The following is a 23,525-nucleotide window of genomic DNA, read 5'->3' as shown; positions in this document are numbered from 1 at the left end:
TGTCACGCCCCACATCCGTTGTCCCCTTTCATCATCCCCTCCGCGCGCACCGGCAGCGGCGAAGACGCCGAACGGCTCGTTTAGGCTGTCTGCCGTGCGTGTACTCGTCATCGGTTCCGGAGCCCGTGAACATGCCCTCGTCCTGGCGCTGCGCCGGGACCCCGCGGTGACCGCGCTCTTCGCCGCCCCCGGCAACGCCGGGATCGCCCAGCACGCGCAGGTCCGCCCGGTCGACCCGTGCGCCGCCGAGGACGTGGTCGCGCTGGCCACCGAGGTGGACGCCGACCTGGTGGTGATCGGCCCCGAGGTCCCGCTGGTGCTCGGCGTCGCCGACGCGCTGCGGGTGGCGGGCTTCCCGTGCTTCGGTCCGTCGGCCGCGGCCGCCCGGATCGAGGGCTCCAAGGCGTTCGCCAAGGATGTGATGGCCGCCGCGGGCGTGCGCACCGCGCACAGCGAGGTGGTGGACAACCCGGCCGAGCTGGACGACGCGCTGGACCGTTTCGGTCCTACCTGGGTGGTAAAGGACGACGGACTCGCGGCGGGCAAGGGCGTGGTGGTGACCGCCGACCGCTCCGCCGCGCGCGAGCACGGGGCCGAACTGCTCGAACAAGGCCACCCCGTGCTGCTGGAATCGTTCTTGGACGGACCGGAAGTCTCGCTGTTCTGCCTGGTCGACGGCGAGACGGTGGTTCCGCTACTGCCCGCGCAGGATCACAAGCGCGTCGGTGACGGCGACACCGGCCCCAATACCGGCGGCATGGGCGCGTACACGCCGCTGCCCTGGCTGCCCGCGCAGACCGTCACCGCGATCGTCGACGACGTGGTGAAACCCGTTGCCGCCGAATTGGTGCGGCGCGGCAGCGGCTTCTCCGGCCTGCTCTACGCGGGACTGGCGATCGGCGCGGCCGGGCCCGCCGTGGTCGAATTCAATTGCCGCTTCGGCGATCCCGAGACGCAGGCGGTGCTCGCGTTGCTGGAAAGCCCGCTCGGCGAGCTGCTGTACGCCACCGCCACCGGCACGCTGGCGCAGGTCGCTCCGCCGCGCTGGCGCGACGGCTCCGCGATCACCGTGGTGCTCGCCGCGGAGAACTACCCGGGGCGTCCGCGTCTCGGCGACGCGATCTCCGGCGCGGGCGAGGGCGCGTCCGACGAGAACGCGACGGTGCTACACGCGGGCACCACGCAGCGCGAAGACGGCGCCCTGCTCTCCGCGGGCGGGCGGGTGCTGAACGTGGTCGGCGTCGGCGCCGACCTTTCCGAGGCCCGCGCCCGCGCCTACGACCGCATCGCCGCGATCAAACTGCCGGGCAGCCACTACCGCACGGATATCGGCTTGGCCGCCGTCGAGAACCGCATCGAGGTCTGAGCGGGCGGCTCGGTCGGCGCAGGCCTTGGTGGCCGCGCAGCAGAGCCGACGGATCGGGGTCGAACCGGCTCGGTCGGCGCAGGCGCCCTGGTGGCCGTACAGCAGAGCCGACGGATCGGGGTCGAACCGGCTCGGTCGGCGCAGGCGATGGTGGCCGCGCAGCAGAGGCAGTGAATCGGGGGCGAACCGGCTCGGGCGGCGCAGGCCCTGATAGCTGCCCAGCAGACGGCAGTGTGGGGCTCGAACTGCTGAGCCTGCTACTGGTCGGGCCTGGTCCGCGGCGTCGATCTCCTATGCCGCTACGCGGCCGACTGTCGGCCACACCAGCGCAGGGCCGGTCCTCGCCGCAGGTGCGTGGAACCGCTCCTGTGCCGACGGTTGCGCGTGCCCCGATGCCGCTCGAGCCACCGGGTGCGTCGCGGTTCATCCGAACGTGAGTCCGCGCACCGCCAGCCACTGCTGCGGGTCCACGTGCTGTCCGCCGACGATCACCTCGAAGTGCAGGTGCGGGCCCGTCGAGTCGCCTCGGTTGCCCATGCGGGCGATCTGCATCCCCGCGGGCACCCGCTCGCCGACCGAGACGAAGAAGTCGTACATGTGCCCGTAGACGGTGATGCTGCCGTCATCGTGGCGGATTCGCACCCACAGGCCGAAGCCCTGCGCCGGTCCCGCGTCGATGACGGTGCCGTCGGCGACCGCGTAGATCGGGGTGCCGATCGGGCCCGCGATGTCGATGCCGTTGTGGAACGTGCCCCAGCGCGAGCCGAAGCCGGAGGTGAAGACGCCGTGGGCGGGTAGAACGAAGCCCCGGCCGCCCGGCAGCATCGCCCCGGGCTGCACCGGTGCGGTTCCGGTCATCCACGGCTGCTGCGCACCGGCGACGGCGGCGGCGGCCTCGGCCTTCGCGCGTTCGAGGGTCGCGCGTGCGGCGGCCGCGACCACCGCCTGTTCGCGCAGCCGCTCACCGTTGGCGATGGCGTTCAGCAACCTGGTCACCGAGGGCGGAGTGTTCTGCATCTGCGGTGGATATGCGACGGCGACGAGCTGGGCGGCGTCCGGCGCGGGCGTGCGATCGGTGACCGTCCCGGCGAACGACATGTCGCTCGCGGCGAACACCGCGGTCGCGGCGAGCCCGCCGAGCAGCACCTTGTGCTTGCGCGCCAGTCCGAGCAACGCCTCGCCGCTGGGTTTGCGGCGCCACAGGTCACGGGGATCCGGCCTGCGCCGCCACCAGGCCCGCAGGTGGCGGCGGCGCGCCCACAGCGCGCGCGGATCGAGTCTCCCGAAAAGTCGAGGTCGGGAACGTCGCGGTAGGCGCGCACGCCAGTCGCGCGGAATGACGCCTATGCCGGCTACTCCGCGCACTCGGTCGAGTCCGTCTCGTCGAGACTTATCGAGCATCGGGTAGACCATAACCGCGACTGCGCGGTGAAGCGTGCTCTACCGTCTGTCGAGTGTCCAGAGAATCTCGCCGGTCGACCATTCCACCTTTCTACGTGATGGATGTGTGGAAAGCCGCCGCGGAACGCGCCCGGACGCACGGTGATGTGCTCGTGCTCGCGGCGGGGCAGCCGTCGACGCCTGCGCCCGCGCCGGTCCTGCGCGCGACCCAACTGGCCATTCAGTCCGAATTGCTGGGCTATACCGAGACTTTCGGCATCCTGGCGATTCGGGAAGCGATCGCCGAACATCATCGGGAGACCTACGGTTATCAGGTCGATCCGGACGACGTCGTCGTGACGACCGGCTCGTCCGGCGCCTTCTCGCTGATCTTCCTCGCCGCGTTCGACCCCGGCGACACCGTCGTGGTCGCGCGTCCGGGCTATCCGGCCTACCGCAACACGCTCGCCGCGCTCGGCTGCCGCGTGCTGGAGCTGGACTGCGGCGCGCAGACCAGGTTCCAGCCCACCGTCGCCATGCTCGAAGCGCTTCCGGAGCCGCCCGCCGGTCTGGTGGTGGCCAGCCCTGCCAACCCCACCGGCACCATGATCGCCCCGGCGGAACTCGCGGCGCTGGCCCGCTGGTGCGAGGAGCACGGCACGCTGCTGATCTCCGACGAGATCTACCACGGCATCACCTATGACACGGGGGCCGACAGCGCGACCTCGTCGGCGTGGGAAACTTCGCGGGAAGCGGTGGTGATCGGCTCGGTCTCCAAGTACTTCTCCATGACGGGCTGGCGGCTGGGCTGGATGCTGGTGCCGAGCGGGTTGCGCCCCGCGTTGCAGCGCCTGGCCTCGAACCTGACGGTGTGCCCGCCCGCGATCTCGCAGTACGCGGCGCTGCACGCGTTCGGCGCGGAGGCCAAGGCGGAACTCGACGGGCACGTCCGCCGGTACGCGGTGAACCGCAGGTTGCTGCTGGACGGACTGCCGAAACTGGGCATCACCGACCTGGCCCCCGCCGACGGCGCCTTCTACGCCTACGCCGACATCGGCCACCTCACCGACGACTCCCGCGCCTGGTGCGCCGACGTGCTGAACCACACCGGCGTCGCGCTCGCACCGGGAGTGGATTTCGACACCGTCAACGGACACCGAACGGTACGTTTCTCGTTTGCCGGAGCCACCGCCGACATCGAGGCGGCGCTGCTGCGTCTAGGGCACTATCTACGCGTTTGAAAGCTATGCCCGGCAAGAACTTTTCGCAGTTCGGCACCCCGGCCGCGCGGATGCGGTAAAACAACGATGGTTGCTTTTCCTCGCTGATTTCCCCTGGAAGAACTGATGACGACTGGCACGATGGCACGGTGATCACCGCGACGACCCCGAAAGGCGAACGGCGTCGCCAGGCTTTGATAGCCGCCGCTGCCGAGCTGTTGCTCGAAGGCGGATTCGAGGCGGTGCGGCATCGTTCGGTTGCGACGCGCGCTGATCTGCCTCTGGCGTCGACCACCTACTACTTCGAATCGCTGGACGACCTCATCGCGCGAGCGGTCGAGTTCAGCGGCAACGCCGAGTTGGACGCGATGCGCAGGCGCGTCGGCGAGGTGAGCCACCGCCGCCGCGGCGCGGAGGCCACCGTCGACCTGGTGCTCGACCTGCTGGTGGGCAGTGACGGGGCCGACGAGGGCGCGCGCGGGCAGCTCATCGCCCGCTACGAGCGATCGGTCGCGTCGGCGCGGCACCCGGAGCTACGCGAAGTCCAGCTACGGCTGCGGGCCCAGCTGGACGAGCTGCTGGCCGACGTGCTGCGCCGATCCGACCGGATGGTGCGGCCGGAACAGTTGCGCCGACTCGTCGCGGTGGTGGACGGAGCCGTGGTCGCCGCGCTCACCGAGATGGACCCGGAGCCCCGGCGGATGGCTCGCGGCGCGCTGCTGGAAGTGATCGACATCGTCGCGCCCCCGGCGCGGTCGGCGCCCCCGGAGGCGGCGGCATACGCGGCCGCGGACAGCCCCGTGCGTGCCACGCCCCAGCAAGTGGATCTTACCGAGCACTAGACTGACCGGACGTGAGCATCGTCCCCAATGTCCTCGCCACCCGCTACGCCAGTCCCGGGCTGGTGCATCTGTGGTCGCCGGAGCACAAAGTCGTACTCGAGCGGCGGTTGTGGCTGGAGGTGCTGCGGGCACAGGCGGAGCTGGGCGTCGACGTGCCCGACGGGGTGATCGCCGACTACGAGCGGGTGCTCGACGAGGTGGATCTGTCCTCCATCGCCGAACGCGAGCGGGTCACCCGGCACGACGTGAAGGCGCGCATCGAGGAGTTCAACGCGCTGGCCGGGCACGAGCACGTGCACAAGGGCATGACCAGCCGCGACCTCACCGAGAACGTGGAGCAGCTGCAGATCCGGCTCTCGCTCGAGCACGTGCACGCGCACGGCGTCGCGATCGCCGCGCGACTGGCCGAGCGCGCCGCGGAATACCAGGCGTTGGTGATGGCGGGCCGCTCGCACAACGTCGCGGCGCAGGCCACCACCCTCGGCAAGCGGTTCGCCTCCGCGGCCGACGAATTGCTGATCGCGCTCACCAGGCTGCGCGAGCTGATCGATCGCTACCCGCTGCGCGGGATCAAGGGCCCGATGGGCACCGCGCAGGACATGCTCGACCTGCTCGGCGGCGACCCGGCCAAGCTCGCCCGGCTGGAGCAGCAGGTCGCCCGGCACCTGGGTTTCGCGACCGTGCTCACCAGCGTCGGCCAGGTCTACCCGCGCTCGCTGGATCACGACGTGCTGTCCACGCTGGTGCAAGTGGGCGCGGGCCCGTCCTCGTTCGCGCACACCATCCGGCTCATGGCCGGGCACGAACTGGTCACCGAGGGTTTCCAGCCCGGGCAGGTGGGCAGCTCGGCGATGCCGCACAAGATGAACACCCGCTCCTGCGAACGGGTCAACGGTCTGCAAGTGGTGCTGCGCGGTTACGCCTCGATGGCGGCCGAGCTGGCCGGTGCGCAGTGGAACGAGGGCGACGTGTTCTGCTCGGTGGTCCGCCGCGTCGCGCTGCCGGACGCGTTCTTCGCCATCGACGGGATGATGGAGACCTTCCTCACCGTGCTGGCCGAGTTCGGCGCCTACCCGGCGGTGATCGCCCGCGAACTGGACCGGTACCTGCCGTTCCTCGCCACCACCCGCATCCTCATGGCAGCCGTCCGGACCGGTGTCGGCCGCGAGACCGCGCACGAGGTGATCAAGGAGCACGCCGTCGCGGTTGCCTTGGCCATGCGCGAGCAGGGCCGCGAACCCGACCTCCTGGACCGCCTCGCCGCCGACCCGCGCCTCCCGCTCGACCGCCCCGCCCTCGACGCGGCGCTGTCCGACAAGTCCGTCTTCGTCGGCGCCGCCGAAGCCCAGGTCGCCGACGTGATCGGCCAGGTGCAAAAACTCGTCGACCGGTACCCCGACGCGGCCCGATACTCGCCGTCACCGATCCTCTAGCGGACTGCGCCTTTCGCGGCGAATCCTTCGTCGCGCGGGCGGGAACCGGAAGGGATTGCGTAGCACGGAGACACAGACGACCGCATAGGCTGCGAGTCGTGAATCCCTACACGATTTTCGCCGATATCGTCGCCGGGCGAGCGCCGTCGAGCAAGGTCTACGAGGACGACGATGTCCTGGCGTTCATGGATATTCGGCCCATGACGCCGGGGCATCTGCTGGTGGTGCCGAAGGTGGCGGCGCGCAGTCTTGCGGAACTCGATCCGGATGTCGGGGGGAAGTTGTTCCAGGTGGGGCAGCGGCTTGCGGCGGCGTTGCGGGCCAGTGAGGTGGGGTGCGACGGAGTGAATTTCTTCCTGGCGGACGGTGTGACCGCCGGGCAAGAGGTGTTCCATGTGCACTTGCACGTGATCCCGCGTACTCCGGGCGACGGGTTCGGCTTGCGCGGCCGCCCGACCAGTCCGCGGCGGGAGGATCTGGACTACCTGGCCTCCTCGATCCGCGGCGCGCTGGGCTGAGCTCGCCGCCGCTCGGCTCATGGTCGGCGATCATCGCCGAGGCGTCATCGATCGGCGCGGTGATGCCCCGGCCTCTCGGGTTTTCGCGGGACGCGAGGAATCGGCCGCGCCCGCGTTTCCCGTAGTGACGAGTCAGTCGCGCACCAGTTCGGCCGCGGTCCAGTTCGGATAGTCGCTGTAGCCCTCGGCGGTGCGGCCGTACAGGTACTCCTCGCGGATGGGAGCCAGCGGCAGGTCATGGCGAATGCGGTGCACGAGATCGGGATTCGAGATGAACTGCCTGCCGAAGGAAACCAGGTCGGCGTGACCGGCGCGCAGCACCTGTTCCGCGCCCGCCGCCGTGGTCGGCTCGCGGTTCTCGCCGATGTTCGCGATGAGCGTGCCGTGCCAGCGCGGCCGCAGGTCGGCCAGCGCCGGGTAGCGGTCGTTGTCGGTCAGGTGCAGGTAGGCCAACTCGCGCCGATCGAGCTCGCTGACGAGTGCGCGGTAGAGCGGGGCCGGGTCCGCCTCGTACATGTTGAACTGGGGATTACCCGGCGAGAGCCGGATGGCGGTGCGGTGCGCGCCGATGGCCTCGCTCACCGCGTCCACCACCGCGAGGGGCAGCCGCATGCGGTTGGCGATCGAACCGCCGTATTCGTCGTCGCGCAGGTTGGTGTTGTCGGCGAGGAATTGGTGCAGCAGATAGCTGTTCGCGCCGTGGATCTCGACGCCGTCGAAGCCCGCTGCCACGGCATTGCGCGCGGCGGCGGCGTAGTGCTCGATCGTGGCCTCGATATCCGCGCGATCGAGTTCGGCGGGAGTGATCGGATCGGCCTTGCCGCCGTCGATCAGGTGCACTCTGTCGTCGTCCAGCACCGCCGACGGTCCGGCGGGCCAGGATCCATCGATCCGGGCGAGCGGATGACCCTTGCGCCCGCCGTGCATGAGCTGCGCGAAGATCCGTCCGCCGTGCGTGTGCACCGCCTCGGTGACCCGGCGCCACGCCGCGACGTGCGCGAGCGTCTGCAAGCCGGGCACCCACGCTTCGCTCTGGCCGGTCGAATGCGGCCAGATGCCCTCGGTGATGATGAGCCCCGCCGTGGCGCGCTGGGCGTAGTAGGCGGCGACGTCCGCCGTCGGCGAGCCGTCGGGCAGCGAGCGGAGCCGGGTCATCGGCGCCATGACGATCCGGTTGGGGAGGTCGAGCGGGTGGTTGCGGTATTCGGTCAACAGCAGCATGGCTGTACCGTAAAACCTGACATTGATGTTAGGTCAAGGAGCGATGGTGCGGATCGGTGAACTCGCCGAGCGGACCGGCGTGAGCGTCCGGTCGCTGCGGTACTACGAGACGAAGGGACTACTGGCCTCGGAGCGGACCTCCGGCGGGCAGCGAGAGTACCCGGAGGCGGCGGTCGACCGCGTCCGGCGCATCCAGCAGATGTTCGCCGCCGGCCTGCACAGCGACACGATCGGCGAACTGCTGCCGTGCATCCACGACGTCGACGGCACGCCCAACGCCAGGGCGACGCCGTTCCTGGTGGAAAAGCTCACCGAGGAGCGCGCCAGGATCGATCAGGCGATGCGCGATCTGCGCCGGACCGGTGACGTGCTCGACGGCATCATCCAGGCGGCGGGCGGCGAGGCATCCGAACAGTAGGGTGGACGCCATGGCTCTCGACAGCGGAACGATCTCCGAACCCGGTAGCGGCGCGGTGGCGCCGCCGGTCGCCAAGACGGTGCCCACCGAGCGGGTGCACCACGGCGACGTGTTCGTCGACGAGTACGAGTGGCTGCGGGACAAGGACAACCCCGACGTCATCGCCTACCTGGAGGCGGAGAACGCTTACACCGAGGCGCAGACCGAGCACCTGAGCACGCTGCGCGAGACGATCTTCGACGAGATCAAAGCGCGCACGCAGGAGACCGACCTGTCGGTGCCAACCCGGCTGGGCGACTACTGGTACTACTCGCGCAGCTTCGAGGGCAAGCAGTACGGCGTGCACTGCCGGTGCCCGATCGCGGCGAGCGCCGAAGGCATCGACGCGTGGACTCCGCCGCAGCTGAACGCCGAGACCGAGGTCCCGGGCGAAGAGGTGCTGCTCGACAGCAACGAACTGGCCGAAGGACACGATTTCTTCTCGCTCGGCGCGTTCTCGATCAGCCACGACGGCACGCTGCTCGCCTACTCGGTGGACAACGTCGGTGACGAGCGGTACGTGCTGCGCTTCAAGGACCTGCGCACCGGCGAACTGCTCGGCGACGAGATCGCGGGCACCGCTCCGGGCGCGACCTGGTCGCTGGACGGTAGCCACGTCTTCTACCAGACCGTCGACGAGTCGTGGCGGCCCGATACGGTGTGGCGGCACCGGCTCGGCGCCACCGATCCCGACGTCAAAGTGTTCCACGAACCCGACGAGCGCTATTGGGTCAGCATCGGCGCGAGCCGCTCGGAGAAATACCTGATGATCTGGGTCGGCTCCAAGATCACCAGCGAGGGCTGGGTCCTCGAGTCCGACGATCCCGAGGGCGAGTTCCGTGTGCTGCTGCCGCGCCGCGAGGGCGTCGAGTACTCCGCCGAGCACGCGGTGATCGGCGGCGAGCATCGCTTCCTGATCCTGCACAACGACGTGGTCGACGGCGTCAAGGCGGAGAACTTCGTGCTCGCCGAGGCCCCGGTGGACGACCCGTCGAACCTCACCCAGCTGATCGGCCATCGCGAGGACGTGCGGCTGGAGGATATCGACGCGTTCCGCGACCACCTGGTGCTCAGCTACCGGCGCGAGGCGCTCACCCGGATCGCGGTGTGGCCGCTGACCGACTCCGGTTACGGCGAGCGCCGCGAACTCGACTTCGATCTGGAACTCTTCGCGGTCGGCGTCGGCTCCAACCCGGAGTGGGCGCAGCCGACCCTGCGCATCGGTGTGACGTCGTTCATCACGCCGATGCAGGTGTTCGACTACGTCCCGGTCACCGGTGAGCTGCTGTTGCGCAAGGAACAGCCCGTGCTCGGCGGCTACGACGCGAACGAGTACGAGCAGCACCGGGATTGGGCCGTGGCCGAGGACGGCACCCGGATTCCGATCTCGCTCGTGCGGAAGAAGACGACCGCCGACGGGCCGAAGCCGCTGCTGCTGTACGGCTACGGCTCCTACGAGGCGAGCATCGACCCGTCCTTCTCGGTTGCCCGATTGTCGCTGCTGGATCGCGGCATGGTCTTCGCGGTCGCGCACGTGCGCGGCGGCGGCGAGATGGGCAGGCTCTGGTACGAGCACGGCAAGACGCTCACCAAGAAGAACACCTTCACCGACTTCGTCTCCGCCGCACGGCATCTCGTCGACACCGGGGTCACGGCCCCGGACCGGTTGGTCGCCGACGGCGGCAGTGCGGGCGGCTTGCTGGTCGGCGCGGTGGCGAACCTGGCTCCCGAACTGTTCACGGGCATCCTGGCGAACGTCCCGTTCGTCGATCCGCTCACCTCCATCCTCGATCCGTCGCTCCCGCTCACCGTGATCGAGTGGGACGAATGGGGGAATCCGCTCGCCGACGAGGACGTCTACGCGTACATGAAGTCCTACTCGCCGTACGAGAACGTCGAGGCCAAGGACTATCCGGCGATCCTGGCCATCACCAGCCTGAACGACACCCGCGTGCTCTACGTCGAGCCCGCGAAGTGGATCGCCAAGCTGCGCGCCACCGCGACCGGTGATGCGCCGCTGTTGCTGAAGACGGAGATGAGCGCGGGCCACGGCGGGGTCAGTGGGCGCTACGAGAAATGGCGGGAAGTGGCCTTCGAGCACGCTTGGATTCTGGACACGCTCGGTCTCGCAGGCGCGTAGCGCACCGGCGCGCCGACGCCCGCCATCGGGTGGCATCGGCGCGCCGACCGCGGGGCGACCACTCGGCACAGGCGTGGCGGAGTGTTCGCCACGTGGTCATACACTCTGCACATCACGGACACGTGCGGCTGGCACCGTGGGGTCATGAACGCTGAGTTGATCGTGTCGATTTCCGGGATCAGGGACACCACCCGGGACACGGCGATCGAATTCGCCGAAGAGATGGATCGGCGCGGCGTGCCGCTCTCGCTGCTGGTCGCGCCGCGGCTGAAGGGCAAATACCGGCTGCTGGCGGATCCCGCGACGCAGGCCTGGCTGCGCGGCAGGCGGGCTCGCGGCGACGCGATCGTGCTGCACGGCTACGACCAGGCGGCCACCAAGCGGCGGCGCGCCGAGTTCGCCACGCTGCCCGGCCACGAGGCGCGGCTGCGGCTGACCGCCGCGGACCGGGTACTGGAGCAGGCCGACCTGCGCACCCGGCTGTTCGCCGCTCCCCGCTGGGATGCCTCGACGGGGGCGCTCGAGGCGCTGCCAGGAGCCGGTTTCCGGCTGGCGCTCGGCCTCACGTCGATCGTCGACCTGGAGCGCAACACGGCGCAGAAGGCCAGGGTGTACGGCATCGGGGAGGGTTTCCGCGCGGAACCGTGGTGGTGCCGCGCCCTGGTCATGGGCGCCGCGCGCACCGCCCGTCGCGGCGGGGTGCTGCGGCTGGCCGTGTCCGCCGCCCAGCTGGGGCGGTCCGGCCCGCGCCAAGCCGTGCTCGACGCCGTCGACCTCGCGCTGTTCCACGGTGCGGTGGGGGCCACCTACCGGTGGGAGCCCTTCGCGGCGGCTCGGGCTGCATGACTGACGCCGCGGGCGACGGTGGGTCGGCTCCGTCGCCCGCGGCCGGTCGGGACCGCCTTCGCGCGACCGATCGGCGCCGCCGCCCGCGAATGGCGTAGCCGGGCGGCGGCGCTGTCATTGCTCAGGACGCGGCGATCGATGGCTTCGCTACGGCGGGCGCCGCGTCGTGTGTGAATCCGCCCGCCTCGGCGCGCGTGAGCGAGGTCGAGAACGGCCGCTGCCGCAGCTGCCGCATGCAGCGGTCGAGGTCCGCGAGCAGCAGGTCGGCCATGTCGATGGTGAAGCCGTGGCGCAGCACCGCCCGCATCACCGTCTCGTCGTTCCGGTCGGCGGGCAGCGGATAGGCGGCGATCAGCCAGCCTCGGGAACGCAGCCGGTCGGACAGGTCGTAGAGGTTGAAGCCGGGATCGCCGGTCAGACGCCAGCACACCGCCGTGATGCCGCGTTGCGGGTCGCCGTCGTGGATCAGTTCGAAGACCCCGAGCCCGCGCACTCCCGCGGCCAAGTGCTGCGCCGCGCGGTAGATCGCGGACTGCACCCGCGCGTAGCCGGTGCGCCCCAGCCGGATGAACTGGTAGTACTGCGTGATCGCCTGCCCGCCGGGCCGGGAGAAGTTCAGGTTGAAGGTGGCCATGCTGCCGCCGAGGTAGTCGACGTCGAAGATCAACTCCTCCGGCAGGTCGCCGGCTTCGCGCCAGATCGCCCAGCCCGCGCCGAGTGGGGCCAACCCGGTCTTGTGGCCGGAGGCGTTGATCGACTTAACCCTGGGCAGCCGGAAATCCCAGACCAGATCCGGTGCGGCGAACGGGGCCAGGAAGCCGCCGCTGGCCGCGTCGACGTGAATGGGGATGTCCAGGCCCTTCTCGCGCTGCAAGCCGTCGAGCGCCGCGCTGATCCCGGCCACATCCTCGAACAGGCCGGTGTAGGTCTGCCCGAAGGTGGGCACGACCATCATGGTGTTCGCGTCGCAGTACTGGGCGAGGTCGTCGGGGTGCATGGTGAGCCGCTCGCCACGTAGCGGAATCTGGCGGATCTCGACATCGAAATAGCGCGCGAATTTCTCCCAGCACACCTGGACCGGTCCACAGACGAAGTTGGGCGTCCCCGTGCCGCCGCGCTTGCGCCAGCGGAATTTCGCCGCCAAGCCGCCGAGCATGGCCGCCTCGCTGGATCCGGTGGTCGAGGTTCCGTGCGTGACGGCCGGATCCGGCGCGTGCCACAGATCGGCGACCATCCGGACGGCTCGGCGCTCCAGTTCGGCGGTCTGCGGATACTCGTCCTTGTCGACGATGTTCTTGTCCAGGCATTCGGACATCAGCCTGCGCGCCTGGTCGTCCACCCAGGTGGTGCAGAACGTGGCCAGGTTCATCCTGGAGACGCCGTCGAGCATCAGTTCGTCGTGCACGATCTCGTAGGCGACCTGAGGGAACATCTCGTGCGCGGGGAATCCGGACCGGGGCGCGGACCGGCTGAGCCCCGGCAGGGCGAACAGGTCATCGGCTGCTTCGGACATGAGAACGGCCTCCCGATTAGACGTTGTGCGGGTGTGCCTGCCGAGGATGCCGACAGTTAGCCAACGCCCTCGACGCTCAGCTTGGCACACCCTTTCCACCATCGGGCGCACTTCCCGCTTCCGCGCGCGGACCGTCCGAACACCCGGTCGGCGGCGCGAACTCCGCCCGAGGAACGGGGGATAGGGTGGGGGAATGGCGGAGGATGTGCGGGTGGCGGAATTGCGCGGTGCCGTGGCCGGATTGATGGACCAGGCGAAAACCGATTTGGCGCAGCTTGTTTCGTTCCAATCGGTGGCCGATCCACGGCAGTATCCGATCGAGGAGTGCGACATGGCGGCCCAGTGGGTGGCGGACGCGTTCGTCGCCGCCGGGCTGACCACGGTCGGCTTACACGAAACGCCGGACGGCACCAAGGCGGTCGTCGCGTCCCGGCCTGCCCCCGACGGCGCGCCCACGGTGTTGCTCTACTGTCACTACGACGTTCAGCCCCCGATGGACGAGGCGGCGTGGCGCACCCCGCCGTGGGAACTGACCGAGCGCGACGGGCGCTGGTACGGACGCGGCAGCGCCGACTGCAAGGGCAACATCGTCATGCACCTGACGGCGTTGCGCGCGCTCGGCCCGGATCTGCCGTTGGGGGTGACCGTCGTCGCCGAAGGTTCCGAGGAGCAGAGCACCGGAGGACTGGAGCGCTTCGTCGAGGCCAATCCGGAACTGCTGCGCGCGGACGCGATCGTGGTCGGCGACTGCGGCAACTTCGCCGCAGGTGTGCCGACCCTGACCCAGACGTTGCGCGGCGGCGTGAACGTGGTGGTCGCCATCGAAACGCTCTCCAGCCCTTTGCATTCCGGCATGTTCGGCGGCCCCGCCCCGGATGCGCTGGCCGCGCTGATCCGCTTGCTGGCCTCGCTGCGCGACGAGCGGGGCAACACCACCATCGACGGGTTGTCGAACGATCAGGTCTGGCCGGGGGTCCAGTACCCGAGCGAGCAGTTCCACGCCGACGCGCGCGTCCTGCGCGACGTCGAACTCATCGGTGACGGCACCGTCGCCGACATGCTCTGGGCGCGACCGGCGCTGACCGTGCTCGGCATCGACGCGCCGCCGGTGGTCGGGTCGGCCGCCGCGATCCCCGCGACCGCGCGGGCCCGCCTCAACCTGCGTATTCCGCCCGGCACCGACCCGGAAGACGCGTACCAGGCGCTGCTCGCGCATCTCGAGGCCAACACGCCGTGGCGCGCCAGGCTGACCGTCGAACTAGAAGGCACCGCAGCGCCGTTCCGTTCCTCGACCGGCGGACCCGCGCGCGCCGCGATGGAAGCGGCGCTGGCCGCGTCCTACGGCCGCCCGGCGACCACCCAGGGGCAGGGCGGCTCGATTCCGCTGTGCAACGTCTTCGCCACCACCTATCCGGACGCGGAGATCATGCTGATGGGTGTCGAGGAGCCGAAGTCCTTGATCCACGCGCCCAACGAGAGCGTGGATCCGAAGGAGATCGAACACATGGCGCTGGCCGAGGCGATATTCCTCGCCACCTACGCCGGGTAGCGCTACAGATCGGTGTCTTTCTCCGCCTCGAGCACCCGGAATTCGGTTCCGGCCGGGGCCATCTCCGACAGCCTGCCGAAATAGATGCCCTGGGCCTCCTCCCGGATGATGCCGTAGTGGATGGGCAGCGCCACACGCGGAGCGACCGCGCGGAGGTAATCGACGGCTTCGCTGATCCGCATCCAGGGCGCGGCGGCCGGAGCGGCGAGCACGCCGACCGGGACCGGCGGCACCCACAGCGAGTCGCCGGGGTGGACGAGCTGGGCCGGGTCGTCGGCGGTGCCCAGCTGGAAGACGGTGTTGTCGATCACGGGGATCTCCGGATGGATGACCGCGTGCCTGCCCCCGCCGCCGGTGATCCGGAGATCGCCGAGGGTCAGCACGTTGCCCGCGTGCACCGCCTCCCACCGTTCGCCGCGCTGCTCGGCGGTCTGCGGGTCCGACAGCAACCGTGCGCCTGGGTTCGCGTCGATCAGCGCCTCGATCCGGTTCGGGTCGATGTGGTCGGGATGCTGATGGGTGACCGCGATCGCGTCCAGGCCGGTGAGGCCCTCGAAGCCGTGCGAGAAGGTGCCCGGATCGAACAGGATCTTCTTGCCGTGCAGCTCGACGAGGAGGCAGGAATGACCGAAGTGGGCTATGCGCATGCCGCCATGCTAACCACGCCAGGTGTGTTCTCCACGACAGCGCCACGGTCTCGGCCGACCCCGCGGATGACGCACGCGACCAGCACAACTACGCTGCTGAGGTAACCCCCCAACCACATGAGGAGCAACGCGTGGCACGAGTCGTGGTCGAGGTGATGCCGAAGGCCGAGATCCTGGATCCGCAGGGGCAGGCCATCGTCGGCGCACTCCCGCGTCTGGGATTCGAGGGCATCTCGGACGTGCGGCAGGGCAAGCGATTCGAACTCGACGTCGACGACAGCGTCGACGACGCGGCGCTCGAGCAGATCGCCGAATCGCTGTTGTGCAACACGGTGATCGAGGAGTGGAAGGTGGTTCGCGTCTCATGACCGCGCGCATCGGGGTCATCACGTTCCCCGGCACGCTCGACGACATCGACGCGGCCAGGGCGGTGCGTCTGGCCGGCGCCGAGGCGGTCGACCTGTGGCATGCCGACGCCGACCTGAAGGGCGTCGACGCGGTGATCGTGCCCGGCGGCTTCTCCTACGGCGACTACCTGCGTGCGGGCGCCATCGCCCGTTTCGCCCCGGTGATGGGCGAGGTCGTGCGAGCGGCGGGCTCCGGGCTGCCGGTGCTCGGCATCTGCAACGGCTTCCAGGTGCTGTGCGAGGCCGGCCTGCTGCCCGGCGCGCTGACCCGCAACGAGGGGCTGCACTTCATCTGCCGCGACGAGTGGCTCGCCGTGGAGTCGGCGTCGACCGCGTGGACCTCCCGCTTCGAGACGGGCGCGCAGATCCTCGTCCCGCTCAAGTCCGGGGAGGGGCGCTACCAGGCGTCGGAGGCCGTGCTGGACCAGCTCGAAGGCGAGGGCCGCGTGGTCTTCCGCTACGCGAGCGACAACCCGAACGGCTCGCAGCGTGGTATCGCGGGTATCGCCTCGGCCAACGGTCGCGTCGTCGGCCTGATGCCGCATCCCGAACACGCCACCGAGCCGCTGACCGGCCCCAGCGACGACGGGCTCGGCCTGTTCCTCTCGGTGCTGGACACGCTGGTCGGGGTGTGATCGTCCCGCGGCGTCGGGTCAGCTGATCCGGTCGACGATCTCGAAGTCGACGCCGTTCGCGCGGGCGATGTAGCCGTGCTGAATCGCCTGATTGCCTCGGAAACCCCTGATTCCGGAAGGGGTTTCGAGGTGCAGGCCGTGGTCGAGGGCGTCGAGGATCTCCGGCACCTCCAGTGATCCGACCGTCCGCGCGAGCGCGCCCAGCGTGTGGACGGCTTCGTAGGTGGCGTTGCTGAAACTGGTCAGCGCGGGAGCGAACGCGCCGTGCCGCGCGCGATAGCGGGTCATCCGGTCGCGTCCGTCGGACATACGGTCGTCGAGGAAGAAGCTGGACGCCACGAAGAAGTCGTGGTTCGCCTCCGCACCCGCTGCCAACAGCACGTTTTCGTCGGCGGCCGGACTCACCCGCAATTGCGTCGCGGCGCGGCCACTGGCCGCGTACTGCCGGTTGAAGCGGGCGACATCGGCGCCGACCATCAGGATCACCACGGCGTCGGCCAAGTCCAGCGCCGGATGGGCGAGGAAGTCCGCGAAATCCGCGTATCCCAGTGGCACATACCTTTCCAGCACGATCGCGGCCGGGTCGGACAGGCTTTCCCGAATCACCTTGGCGGACCGGCGCGGCCAGATGTAGTCGTTGCCGATGACGGCCCAGCGCCGCACGCCGTACTCGCGTTCGAGCCAGTGCACGGCGGCCACGGTCTGTCCGGCCGGGTGCTCGCCGAGCATCAGCACGCCGGGTAGCTCGTCGGTCAGTCCCTCGTGGCTGGTGGCGTACAGGTACGGCACCCGGCCCGCACCGGCTCGCGCCACGGCCCGCCGCACCGCGGAGGTGTGCCAGCCGGTGATGGCGTGCACCATGCCGGTGGCCAGCAGGGCGGAGACCTCGGCGGCCACCTCGTGCGGCGACCGTCCCCCGTCGATATTCGTAGTACGAATTTCCCGCCCTAGAATTCCCGCGCCTCGGTTGATTTCGTCGACCGCGAGCGATATCGCCGCATCGCAGGACGGCGCGACGATACCCCCAGGTCCCTGCCGTGGCACTATGTTCAGGACCTCGATCGTGCCGTCGGGGCTCTCGATCGGCGTCGACATTCGGTACTCTTCTTCTCGTTCGAACGGAATTCACGGCAGGCGGGAAATAATGACGTCCATTGTAAGCGGAAATTCGACGCTGCATGGCGCGCTGCGTGCCGCGGAGCGCGGTTGGGTACGGAATTTGGACGCGGCGCTGTGCGCCAGGCAGCTCTCGCCGGATCAGTGGTCGATGCTGTCGAATCTGTGCGGCGACGCGGGTATCACGATGACCGAGCTGGCGGCCAAATCGCAGCTCGCGCCGTCCTCTGCCACCAGGCATGCCGACTATCTGGCCGAGCGCGGCCTGATCTTCCGGCTCGCCGCGCAGGACGATCGGCGCCGCATCCTGATCGGCCTGAGCAGGCTCGGCGCCGACTTGGTCGGCGAGGTGCGCGCGGAGGAGGCGCGCGCCGAGCAGGAGTTGCGCGGCCGAATCGGCGCACGCCGATATACCGAACTCATGCGATTGCTCGACCTGGTTTCCATCGCCTCGGAGTAAATACTCCGGCGTACCGGACATTCGTCCGATGAATGCCGCGTACGTCCGATTCGTGATCGGTCGCCGGACCATTATTGCCCTTATGTTGTGGGATGAATCGACGGGCGCCTCGAGCTGATCTCGGTGCGGCTATAACGGCATAGTCCGCACCGTTTCGGACGGTATTCGCCACGCGTGCCCAGCGACCGGGACACGCCGGTCGCGCCCCGCTTGCCTAGGATCGCAGGCATGCCCGTCTCCACCACCGCAGCCACGGCCGCCGGGCTGTGCGCGTTCATCGATGCGTCCCCGTCGCCGTTCCACGTCTGCCGCACGGTCGCCGCGGAATTGGACGCGCGCGGGTTCACCCGGCTCGCGGAGTCGCAGACCTGGTCTGCGGAGAGCCCGGGCAGGCATTACGTGATTCGCGGTGGGTCGCTGGTCGCCTGGGCGGCGGGGGACACCGAGGCCCCGACGGGGTTCCGCGTGGTCGGAGCGCACACCGACAGTCCCAACCTGCGCGTCAAGCAGCATCCCGACCTGACCTCGGCGGGCTGGCAGCTGGTCGGGCTGGAGCCCTACGGCGGTGCGTGGCTGAACTCGTGGCTCGACCGGGAGTTGGGTGTTTCCGGTCGGCTGAGCGTGCGGGACGGAAACTCGGTGCGCGAGCGTCTGGTTCGCATCGATGAGCCGATCCTGCGGGTGCCGCAGCTTGCCATCCATCTGTCCGAGGACCGCAGGGGTGTGACGCTGGATCCGCAGCGGCACGTCAACGCGGTGTGGGGCGCGGGGTACGAGGCGGCCGCCTTCATCGATTTCGTGGCCGACTGGGCCGAGGTCGATCCGGGCGACGTGCTCGGCTGGGAGCTGATGACCCACGACCTGACGCCGAGCAGGCTGATCGGGCGGGACCAGGACTTGGTCAGCGCGCCGCGACTGGACAACCAGGGCACCTGCTTCGCGGGCTTGCAGGCGTTCCTGGCCGCGATCGAGGAGCCGGGCACGGTCGTCCCGGTGCTGGCCATGTTCGACCACGAGGAGGTCGGCAGTCAGTCCGACCGCGGCGCGCAGTCCGATCTGCTGCCCGCGGTGCTGGAGCGGATCGTGCTCGCGCGCGGCGGCGGCCGCGCCGAATATCTGGCCGCACTGGCCGGTTCGGTGTGCGCGTCCGGCGACATGGCGCACGCGACGCATCCGAACTATCCGGAGCGGCACGAGCCCGCGCACCGGATCGAGGTGAACGGCGGGCCGGTGCTGAAGGTCAACCAGAATCTGCGCTATGCCACGGACTCCACCGGCGCGGGCGCGTTCGCGCTGGCCTGCGCGCAGGCCGCGGTCCCGTTGCAGCGTTACGTCCATCGCGCCGACCTGCCCTGTGGCTCCACCATCGGGCCGATGACCGCGGCGCGTACCGGCATGTCGACCGTCGACGTCGGTGCGCCGCAGCTGGCGATGCATTCGGCGCGCGAGCTGATGGGCGCGTTCGACGTTCCGGCCTACACCGCCGCGCTGGCCGCCTTCCTCACGCCCGAGACCACCGGGCGATAGGTGAATACCGCGACGACGAACACGGCGAAAGTGGCGAGCACGTAATTGCTTCCGATGATCTGCTGCCACCAGGCCCAGTCCAGCTCGCGGTCGCGCGAGTGCGGCAGCAGCCAGTGCGGGCCGACCAGGAACAGCGCGGCGACGACCGTGACCACGCCGATCGCCCGCGGGCTGCGCGCACCGCGCACCATGAAGTCGGCGGCGACGACCAGTGCGGGCGCGATCCACACCCAGTGATGCGACCACGACACCGGCGAGACCAGCAGCACCGCCGCGGCGTTCACCAGCAGCGCCGCCACGGTGGCGCCCGCCTCGATCAGCCTGCGCATCCACACCGCGGCCAGCGCGACCGCCAGCACCGACAAGGTGATCCACACCAGTGTGGCCGCCGTGTCGCCGATGCCGAGGCGGAAGGCCATGCCTTTGATGGACTGGTTGCCCGCGAAGTAAGGAGGTCCGATCCGGCCGGTGTCGGCGAGGGTGTGAAACCAATAGTCCACGGAATCGCTAGGGAACAGCAGGAATCCGAGACCCACGGCCGCGATCGCGGAGACCACCAGCGTGCCCGCGGCTTTCCAGTCCTTGCGCAGCACGAAGTACAGCAGATAACCGGCGGGGATCAGCTTCACCGACACCGCGATGCCGATCAGCATGCCGCGCGGCCAGAAAGGCTTGCGCGCCAGGCAGTCCAGTGTGATCGCGGCCATCAGCACCAGGTTGATCTGGCCGAAGCCGAAGGTCTGGCGGATGGGTTCGAAGAACTGCGCCACCGCGACCGCGCCGATGACCAGCGTGAGCAGGATCGGGCGCGACAGCTCGGGCCGCAGGCGGGTCAGCACCAGCCACAGCGAGATGCCAAGGCTGACTACATTCGTGACGACCACCAGCACCTCGGCGGCGACCAGCGGCATCAGGGCCAGCGGCGCGAAGAACAACGCGGCCAAGGGTGGATAGGTGAACGGCAGTCCGATTCCCTCGACCGGCGGCATCGGGCCGTACAGGTCGCCGTTGTCCAGCCAGACCCGGGCGCCGTTGCGATACACCTGGAGGTCGATGTAGCCGTGCCACCAGTGCGCGAGCAGCGAGACTATCGCCGACACCGCGAACAACGCGATCGCAGCAATCAGCCAGCGTACTTGCGGGGTCAGTGGGTTCGGCGACGCCTGACCGGATGCGGTCCCCGATCCGCCGCTGCCGGTCGGCGCGGCATCCGAGGTGACCGATCTCTCACCCGGATTCGCGACCCCCGATCCTTCGTTCACGGGCCCAGAGTAGCCGGTGCGCATGGTCGGTACCCAGTGCCTCTAGACTTACACCTAGGCATCTCGCCGCCGCCCAGTGACAACGCTCGTCGCTTCGCTGAGCTCGCCCACCCCGCCGGCTCCGCCGGCTTGCCGACCCCCATGCCCGGCCGAAAGGACCCTGGTACTCCGTGACTCCGCAGGTCGACACCGTCAGCGCAGCCGCAGCAAACCCCGACGTGGCGCAACCCTACAAAGAACTCGGCCTCAAAGACGACGAGTACGCCCGCATCAAGGAGATCCTCGGTCGCAGGCCGACCGACGCCGAGCTGGCGATGTACTCGGTGATGTGGAGCGAACACTGCTCCTACAAGTCCTCCAAGGTGCACCTGCGCTACTTCGGCCAGACCACCACCGACGAGATGCGCGAATCCATGCTCGCGGGCATCGGCGAGAACGCGGGCGTCGTCGACGTGGGTGACGGCTGGGCGGTCACCTTCAAGGTGGAGAGCCACAATCACCCCTCCTACGTGGAGCCGTACCAGGGCGCGGCCACCGGCGTCGGCGGCATCGTGCGCGACATCATGGCGATGGGCGCGCGCCCGATCGCGGTGATGGACCAGCTGCGCTTCGGCGCGGCGGACGCGGCCGACACCCGTCGCGTAGTGGACGGCGTGGTGCGCGGCGTCGGCGGCTACGGCAACTCGCTCGGCCTGCCGAACGTCGGCGGCGAGACCGTGTTCGACGCCTCCTATCAGGGCAACCCGCTGGTGAACGCGCTGTGCGCCGGCGTGATGCGAGTCGAGGACCTGCACTTGGCCTTCGCCTCCGGCACCGGCAACAAGATCGTGCTGTTCGGCGCGCGCACCGGCCTGGACGGCATCGGCGGCGTCTCGGTGCTGGCCTCGGACACCTTCTCCGGCGACGAATCCGGCTCCGGCCGCAAGAAGCTGCCGTCGGTGCAGGTGGGCGACCCGTTCACCGAGAAGGTGCTCATCGAGTGCTGTCTCGAGCTGTACGCGGCGAAGCTGGTGGTGGGCATCCAGGACCTCGGCGGCGCCGGATTGTCTTGTGCCACATCCGAACTCGCGGCGGCCGGTGACGGCGGCATGCACATCGAGCTGGACAAGGTGCCGCTGCGCGCGACCGGTATGACGCCCGCCGAAGTGCTCTCCAGCGAATCGCAGGAGCGCATGTGCGCGGTCGTCACTCCCGAGAACGTGGACGCTTTCATGGCCGTGTGCCGCAAGTGGGACGTGCTGGCCACGGTGATCGGCGAGGTCACCGACGGTGACCGGCTGGTGGTCACCTGGCACGGCGAGACGGTGGTCGACGTGCCGCCGCGCACCGTCGCGCACGAGGGTCCGGTGTACGAGCGCCCGGTCTCGCGCCCCGACGAGCAGGACGCGCTGATCGCCGACGCCCCGGACCGGCTCGCCCGTCCGAAAACCGCCGACGAACTGCGCGCGACGCTGCTGCGGATGATCTCCAGCCCGCAGCTGTGCAGCCGCAAGTGGATCACCGAGCAGTACGACCGCTACGTGCGCGGTAACACCGTGCTGGCCGATCAGGCCGACGCGGGCGTCATCCGGATCGATGAGGAGACCGGCCGCGGCATCGCGCTGGCCACCGACGCGTCCGGCCGCTACACCAAGCTGGACCCCTATGCCGGTGCGCAGCTGGCGCTGGCCGAGGCCTACCGCAACGTGGCCAGCACCGGTGCCACGCCGAAGGCGGTCACCAACTGCCTGAACTTCGGTTCGCCCGAGGATCCCGGCGTGATGTGGCAGTTCCAGCAGGCGGTGCGCGGCCTGGCCGATGGTTGCGTGGCGCTCGGCATCCCGGTCACCGGCGGCAACGTCAGCTTCTACAACCAGACCGGCCAGACGGCGATCCTGCCGACCCCGGTGGTCGGCGTGCTCGGCGTGATCGACGACGTGCACCGCCGCATCCCGACCGGGATCGGCCTGGAGCCGGGCGAGACGCTGATCCTGCTCGGCGAGACCCGCGACGAGTTCGGCGGGTCGATCTGGTCGCAGGTGGCCCACGACCATCTCGGCGGCGTCCCGCCGAAGGTCGACTTCGCCCGCGAGCAGCTGCTCGCCGAGGTGCTGACCGCCGGTTCGCGCGACGGCATGATCAGCGCCGCGCACGACCTTTCCGAGGGCGGTCTCGCTCAAGCTGTCGTCGAAGCGGCGCTCGCCGGTGAGACCGGTTGCCGCATCCTGCTTCCCGAGGACGCGGATCCGTTCGTCACGCTGTTCTCCGAGTCGGCGGGCCGTGTGCTGGTCGCCGTTCCCCGCTCGGAGGAGACCAGGTTCACCCGCATGTGCACCGCGCGCGAACTGCCGTGGGTGCGCATCGGCGTGGTCGACCAGGGCTCGGATTCGGTCGAGGTGCAGGGCCAGTTCTCGATCACCATGGACGAGTTGCGGACCGCGCACGAGGGCACGCTGCCGAAGCTGTTCGGCGCCGGAACCGTCTGACGAGACGCCCACCTGGGCGGGCCTGAACCCCTCGTTGCCGGGCCCGCCCAGGTGCGCGTACTCAGGCGACGGAATTGAACGGATCGTGCTCGGAGAGCAGCTTCTCCATCCGCGCCTGATCGATGCGACCGTGAACGGTCGCCGCCTCGTGCTGGTCGCGCACCACTTTCGCCAGCGTGAAGGTGCTGGTCACCAGGAAAAACACGGACATACCGAGGAATCCGCGCTGCCAGACGTCCAGCGGCAGCGCGTAGATCCCGATGCCGATGCCGACGAAACTGATGCCGAAGGCGATCGCGGCCTGTGCGACGTAAGCGGCGCTGGCTTTCTGCGCCGCGGTCGTTGTGCTCATGGACCAAAGTTTCCGGATGGCGCGACCCGCGCACCCGTGTACAACTACTCGAGCGAAATGGGTAGTTGCCATCCGCGCGAAGGCGTCCGATCACGGGGTCGCGCAGGGTGTGATCCGCGTCGTGCGCGCCCGCGTCACGGTGGGCGACGCGCCGGGCCGTCGGTGGCGA

The 23,525-nt window shown here is 69.5% G+C and carries 21 protein-coding genes; 14 read left to right on the top strand and 7 right to left on the bottom strand.

All coding sequences use genetic code 11. The features are described 5' to 3' along the window. Positions 1-94 precede the first annotated feature (94 nt). On the top strand, positions 95-1,366 hold the full coding sequence (gene purD, locus ACIA5H_RS06080) for a phosphoribosylamine--glycine ligase (RefSeq protein WP_379250396.1): 1,272 nt from the start codon (positions 95-97) through the stop codon (positions 1,364-1,366). A 423-nt stretch (positions 1,367-1,789) separates the two neighbouring features. Here purD and ACIA5H_RS06075 read toward each other — a convergent pair whose 3' ends face one another. Beyond that, complete coding sequence (locus ACIA5H_RS06075; protein WP_379250397.1) at positions 1,790-2,767, bottom strand: M23 family metallopeptidase; 978 nt, start codon at positions 2,765-2,767, stop codon at positions 1,790-1,792. Between the two features lie 53 nt (positions 2,768-2,820). Between ACIA5H_RS06075 and ACIA5H_RS06070 the strand changes: the two genes are divergently transcribed. From ACIA5H_RS06070 to ACIA5H_RS06055, 4 genes are all read left to right on the top strand, one after another. Next, the gene (locus tag ACIA5H_RS06070; RefSeq protein WP_355076924.1) at positions 2,821-3,987 is read left to right on the top strand and encodes a pyridoxal phosphate-dependent aminotransferase; all 1,167 of its coding nucleotides are present in this window, start codon (positions 2,821-2,823) and stop codon (positions 3,985-3,987) included. 128 nt (positions 3,988-4,115) lie between these two features. Next, positions 4,116-4,808 carry a TetR/AcrR family transcriptional regulator gene (locus tag ACIA5H_RS06065; RefSeq protein ID WP_397074250.1) on the top strand — a complete coding sequence of 231 codons (693 nt, stop codon included), beginning with the start codon at positions 4,116-4,118 and terminating at the stop codon, positions 4,806-4,808. A gap of 11 nt (positions 4,809-4,819) precedes the next feature. After that, complete coding sequence (purB, locus tag ACIA5H_RS06060; RefSeq protein ID WP_379250399.1) at positions 4,820-6,241, top strand: adenylosuccinate lyase; 1,422 nt, start codon at positions 4,820-4,822, stop codon at positions 6,239-6,241. A 98-nt stretch (positions 6,242-6,339) separates the two neighbouring features. Next, a complete protein-coding gene (locus tag ACIA5H_RS06055; protein WP_397074247.1) occupies positions 6,340-6,759 on the top strand; it encodes an HIT family protein in 420 nt (139 codons plus the stop codon). A gap of 132 nt (positions 6,760-6,891) precedes the next feature. On the opposite strand, the gene ACIA5H_RS06050 is transcribed toward ACIA5H_RS06055, so the two are convergent. Then, positions 6,892-7,980, bottom strand: a complete 1,089-nt coding sequence (locus ACIA5H_RS06050; RefSeq protein WP_397074245.1) for an alkene reductase — start codon at positions 7,978-7,980, stop codon at positions 6,892-6,894. A 46-nt stretch (positions 7,981-8,026) separates the two neighbouring features. Here ACIA5H_RS06050 and ACIA5H_RS06045 point away from each other — a divergent pair, with 46 nt between their 5' ends. The 3 genes from ACIA5H_RS06045 to ACIA5H_RS06035 all read left to right on the top strand — a co-directional run bounded on the left by ACIA5H_RS06045 (position 8,027) and on the right by ACIA5H_RS06035 (position 11,423). Further along, positions 8,027-8,398 carry a MerR family transcriptional regulator gene (locus ACIA5H_RS06045; protein WP_397074508.1) on the top strand — a complete coding sequence of 124 codons (372 nt, stop codon included), beginning with the start codon at positions 8,027-8,029 and terminating at the stop codon, positions 8,396-8,398. A 10-nt stretch (positions 8,399-8,408) separates the two neighbouring features. After that, on the top strand, positions 8,409-10,577 hold the full coding sequence (locus ACIA5H_RS06040) for a S9 family peptidase (RefSeq protein WP_379250402.1): 2,169 nt from the start codon (positions 8,409-8,411) through the stop codon (positions 10,575-10,577). 144 nt (positions 10,578-10,721) lie between these two features. Continuing rightward, positions 10,722-11,423 (top strand): DUF2334 domain-containing protein, encoded by a 702-nt coding sequence (locus tag ACIA5H_RS06035; protein ID WP_379250403.1) that lies wholly within the window; start codon positions 10,722-10,724, stop codon positions 11,421-11,423. Between the two features lie 121 nt (positions 11,424-11,544). Here the strand turns inward: ACIA5H_RS06035 and ACIA5H_RS06030 are convergent, their stop codons facing one another. Further along, a complete protein-coding gene (locus ACIA5H_RS06030; protein WP_397074242.1) occupies positions 11,545-12,936 on the bottom strand; it encodes a glutamate decarboxylase in 1,392 nt (463 codons plus the stop codon). A 193-nt stretch (positions 12,937-13,129) separates the two neighbouring features. Here ACIA5H_RS06030 and ACIA5H_RS06025 point away from each other — a divergent pair, with 193 nt between their 5' ends. After that, positions 13,130-14,485 (top strand): dipeptidase, encoded by a 1,356-nt coding sequence (locus ACIA5H_RS06025; RefSeq protein ID WP_397074240.1) that lies wholly within the window; start codon positions 13,130-13,132, stop codon positions 14,483-14,485. A gap of 2 nt (positions 14,486-14,487) precedes the next feature. Here ACIA5H_RS06025 and ACIA5H_RS06020 read toward each other — a convergent pair whose 3' ends face one another. Then, complete coding sequence (locus ACIA5H_RS06020) at positions 14,488-15,132, bottom strand: MBL fold metallo-hydrolase (protein ID WP_356963656.1); 645 nt, start codon at positions 15,130-15,132, stop codon at positions 14,488-14,490. Between the two features lie 131 nt (positions 15,133-15,263). Between ACIA5H_RS06020 and purS the strand changes: the two genes are divergently transcribed. Together purS and purQ are read left to right on the top strand one after the other, a co-directional pair. Beyond that, positions 15,264-15,500, top strand: a complete 237-nt coding sequence (gene purS / locus ACIA5H_RS06015) for a phosphoribosylformylglycinamidine synthase subunit PurS (RefSeq protein ID WP_195078153.1) — start codon at positions 15,264-15,266, stop codon at positions 15,498-15,500. Beyond that, the gene (gene purQ / locus ACIA5H_RS06010) at positions 15,497-16,174 is read left to right on the top strand and encodes a phosphoribosylformylglycinamidine synthase subunit PurQ (RefSeq protein WP_397074238.1); all 678 of its coding nucleotides are present in this window, start codon (positions 15,497-15,499) and stop codon (positions 16,172-16,174) included. The genes purS and purQ overlap by 4 nt, the downstream gene beginning before the upstream one ends. An 18-nt stretch (positions 16,175-16,192) precedes the next feature. Here the strand turns inward: purQ and ACIA5H_RS06005 are convergent, their stop codons facing one another. Beyond that, on the bottom strand, positions 16,193-17,269 hold the full coding sequence (locus ACIA5H_RS06005; RefSeq protein ID WP_397074236.1) for a substrate-binding domain-containing protein: 1,077 nt from the start codon (positions 17,267-17,269) through the stop codon (positions 16,193-16,195). A 49-nt stretch (positions 17,270-17,318) separates the two neighbouring features. Here ACIA5H_RS06005 and ACIA5H_RS06000 point away from each other — a divergent pair, with 49 nt between their 5' ends. Both ACIA5H_RS06000 and ACIA5H_RS05995 read left to right on the top strand, forming a co-directional pair. Beyond that, a complete protein-coding gene (locus tag ACIA5H_RS06000; protein WP_379250407.1) occupies positions 17,319-17,750 on the top strand; it encodes a MarR family winged helix-turn-helix transcriptional regulator in 432 nt (143 codons plus the stop codon). A gap of 228 nt (positions 17,751-17,978) precedes the next feature. Next, a complete protein-coding gene (locus ACIA5H_RS05995) occupies positions 17,979-19,277 on the top strand; it encodes a M18 family aminopeptidase (protein WP_397074233.1) in 1,299 nt (432 codons plus the stop codon). Here the strand turns inward: ACIA5H_RS05995 and ACIA5H_RS05990 are convergent. Then, positions 19,226-20,539, bottom strand: coding sequence for a glycosyltransferase 87 family protein (locus ACIA5H_RS05990; RefSeq protein WP_397074231.1), 1,314 nt, complete (start codon positions 20,537-20,539; stop codon positions 19,226-19,228). The two genes, ACIA5H_RS05995 and ACIA5H_RS05990, sit on opposite strands and share 52 nt — an antisense overlap. 170 nt (positions 20,540-20,709) lie before the next feature. Between ACIA5H_RS05990 and purL the strand changes: the two genes are divergently transcribed. After that, positions 20,710-23,004 carry a phosphoribosylformylglycinamidine synthase subunit PurL gene (gene purL, locus ACIA5H_RS05985; protein WP_397074229.1) on the top strand — a complete coding sequence of 765 codons (2,295 nt, stop codon included), beginning with the start codon at positions 20,710-20,712 and terminating at the stop codon, positions 23,002-23,004. A gap of 61 nt (positions 23,005-23,065) precedes the next feature. Here purL and ACIA5H_RS05980 read toward each other — a convergent pair whose 3' ends face one another. After that, positions 23,066-23,356, bottom strand: a complete 291-nt coding sequence (locus ACIA5H_RS05980; protein ID WP_355076953.1) for a YiaA/YiaB family inner membrane protein — start codon at positions 23,354-23,356, stop codon at positions 23,066-23,068. Positions 23,357-23,525: the final 169 nt, after the last annotated feature.

The sequence above is a fragment of the Nocardia sp. NPDC051900 genome (assembly GCF_044452545.1).
GTDB lineage: Bacteria > Actinomycetota > Actinomycetes > Mycobacteriales > Mycobacteriaceae > Nocardia > Nocardia sichangensis.
Note: the sequence above shows the minus strand (reverse complement) of the source record. Positions and strands in the feature narration are given on the sequence as shown.

What these genes read in the sequence shown, in the direction of transcription:
- ACIA5H_RS06020 (WP_356963656.1), bottom strand. Translation starts at nt 15,132, where the DNA reads ATGCGCATAGCCCACTTCGGTCATTCCTGCCTCCTCGTCGAGCTGCAC.
- ACIA5H_RS06000 (WP_379250407.1), top strand. Translation starts at nt 17,319, where the DNA reads ATGACGTCCATTGTAAGCGGAAATTCGACGCTGCATGGCGCGCTGCGT.
- ACIA5H_RS06040 (WP_379250402.1), top strand. Translation starts at nt 8,409, where the DNA reads ATGGCTCTCGACAGCGGAACGATCTCCGAACCCGGTAGCGGCGCGGTG.
- ACIA5H_RS06075 (WP_379250397.1), bottom strand. Translation starts at nt 2,767, where the DNA reads ATGCTCGATAAGTCTCGACGAGACGGACTCGACCGAGTGCGCGGAGTA.
- ACIA5H_RS05995 (WP_397074233.1), top strand. Translation starts at nt 17,979, where the DNA reads ATGCCCGTCTCCACCACCGCAGCCACGGCCGCCGGGCTGTGCGCGTTC.
- ACIA5H_RS05980 (WP_355076953.1), bottom strand. Translation starts at nt 23,356, where the DNA reads ATGAGCACAACGACCGCGGCGCAGAAAGCCAGCGCCGCTTACGTCGCA.
- purQ (WP_397074238.1), top strand. Translation starts at nt 15,497, where the DNA reads ATGACCGCGCGCATCGGGGTCATCACGTTCCCCGGCACGCTCGACGAC.
- ACIA5H_RS06030 (WP_397074242.1), bottom strand. Translation starts at nt 12,936, where the DNA reads ATGTCCGAAGCAGCCGATGACCTGTTCGCCCTGCCGGGGCTCAGCCGG.
- ACIA5H_RS06050 (WP_397074245.1), bottom strand. Translation starts at nt 7,980, where the DNA reads ATGCTGCTGTTGACCGAATACCGCAACCACCCGCTCGACCTCCCCAAC.
- ACIA5H_RS06035 (WP_379250403.1), top strand. Translation starts at nt 10,722, where the DNA reads ATGAACGCTGAGTTGATCGTGTCGATTTCCGGGATCAGGGACACCACC.
- ACIA5H_RS06005 (WP_397074236.1), bottom strand. Translation starts at nt 17,269, where the DNA reads ATGTCGACGCCGATCGAGAGCCCCGACGGCACGATCGAGGTCCTGAAC.
- ACIA5H_RS06025 (WP_397074240.1), top strand. Translation starts at nt 13,130, where the DNA reads ATGGCGGAGGATGTGCGGGTGGCGGAATTGCGCGGTGCCGTGGCCGGA.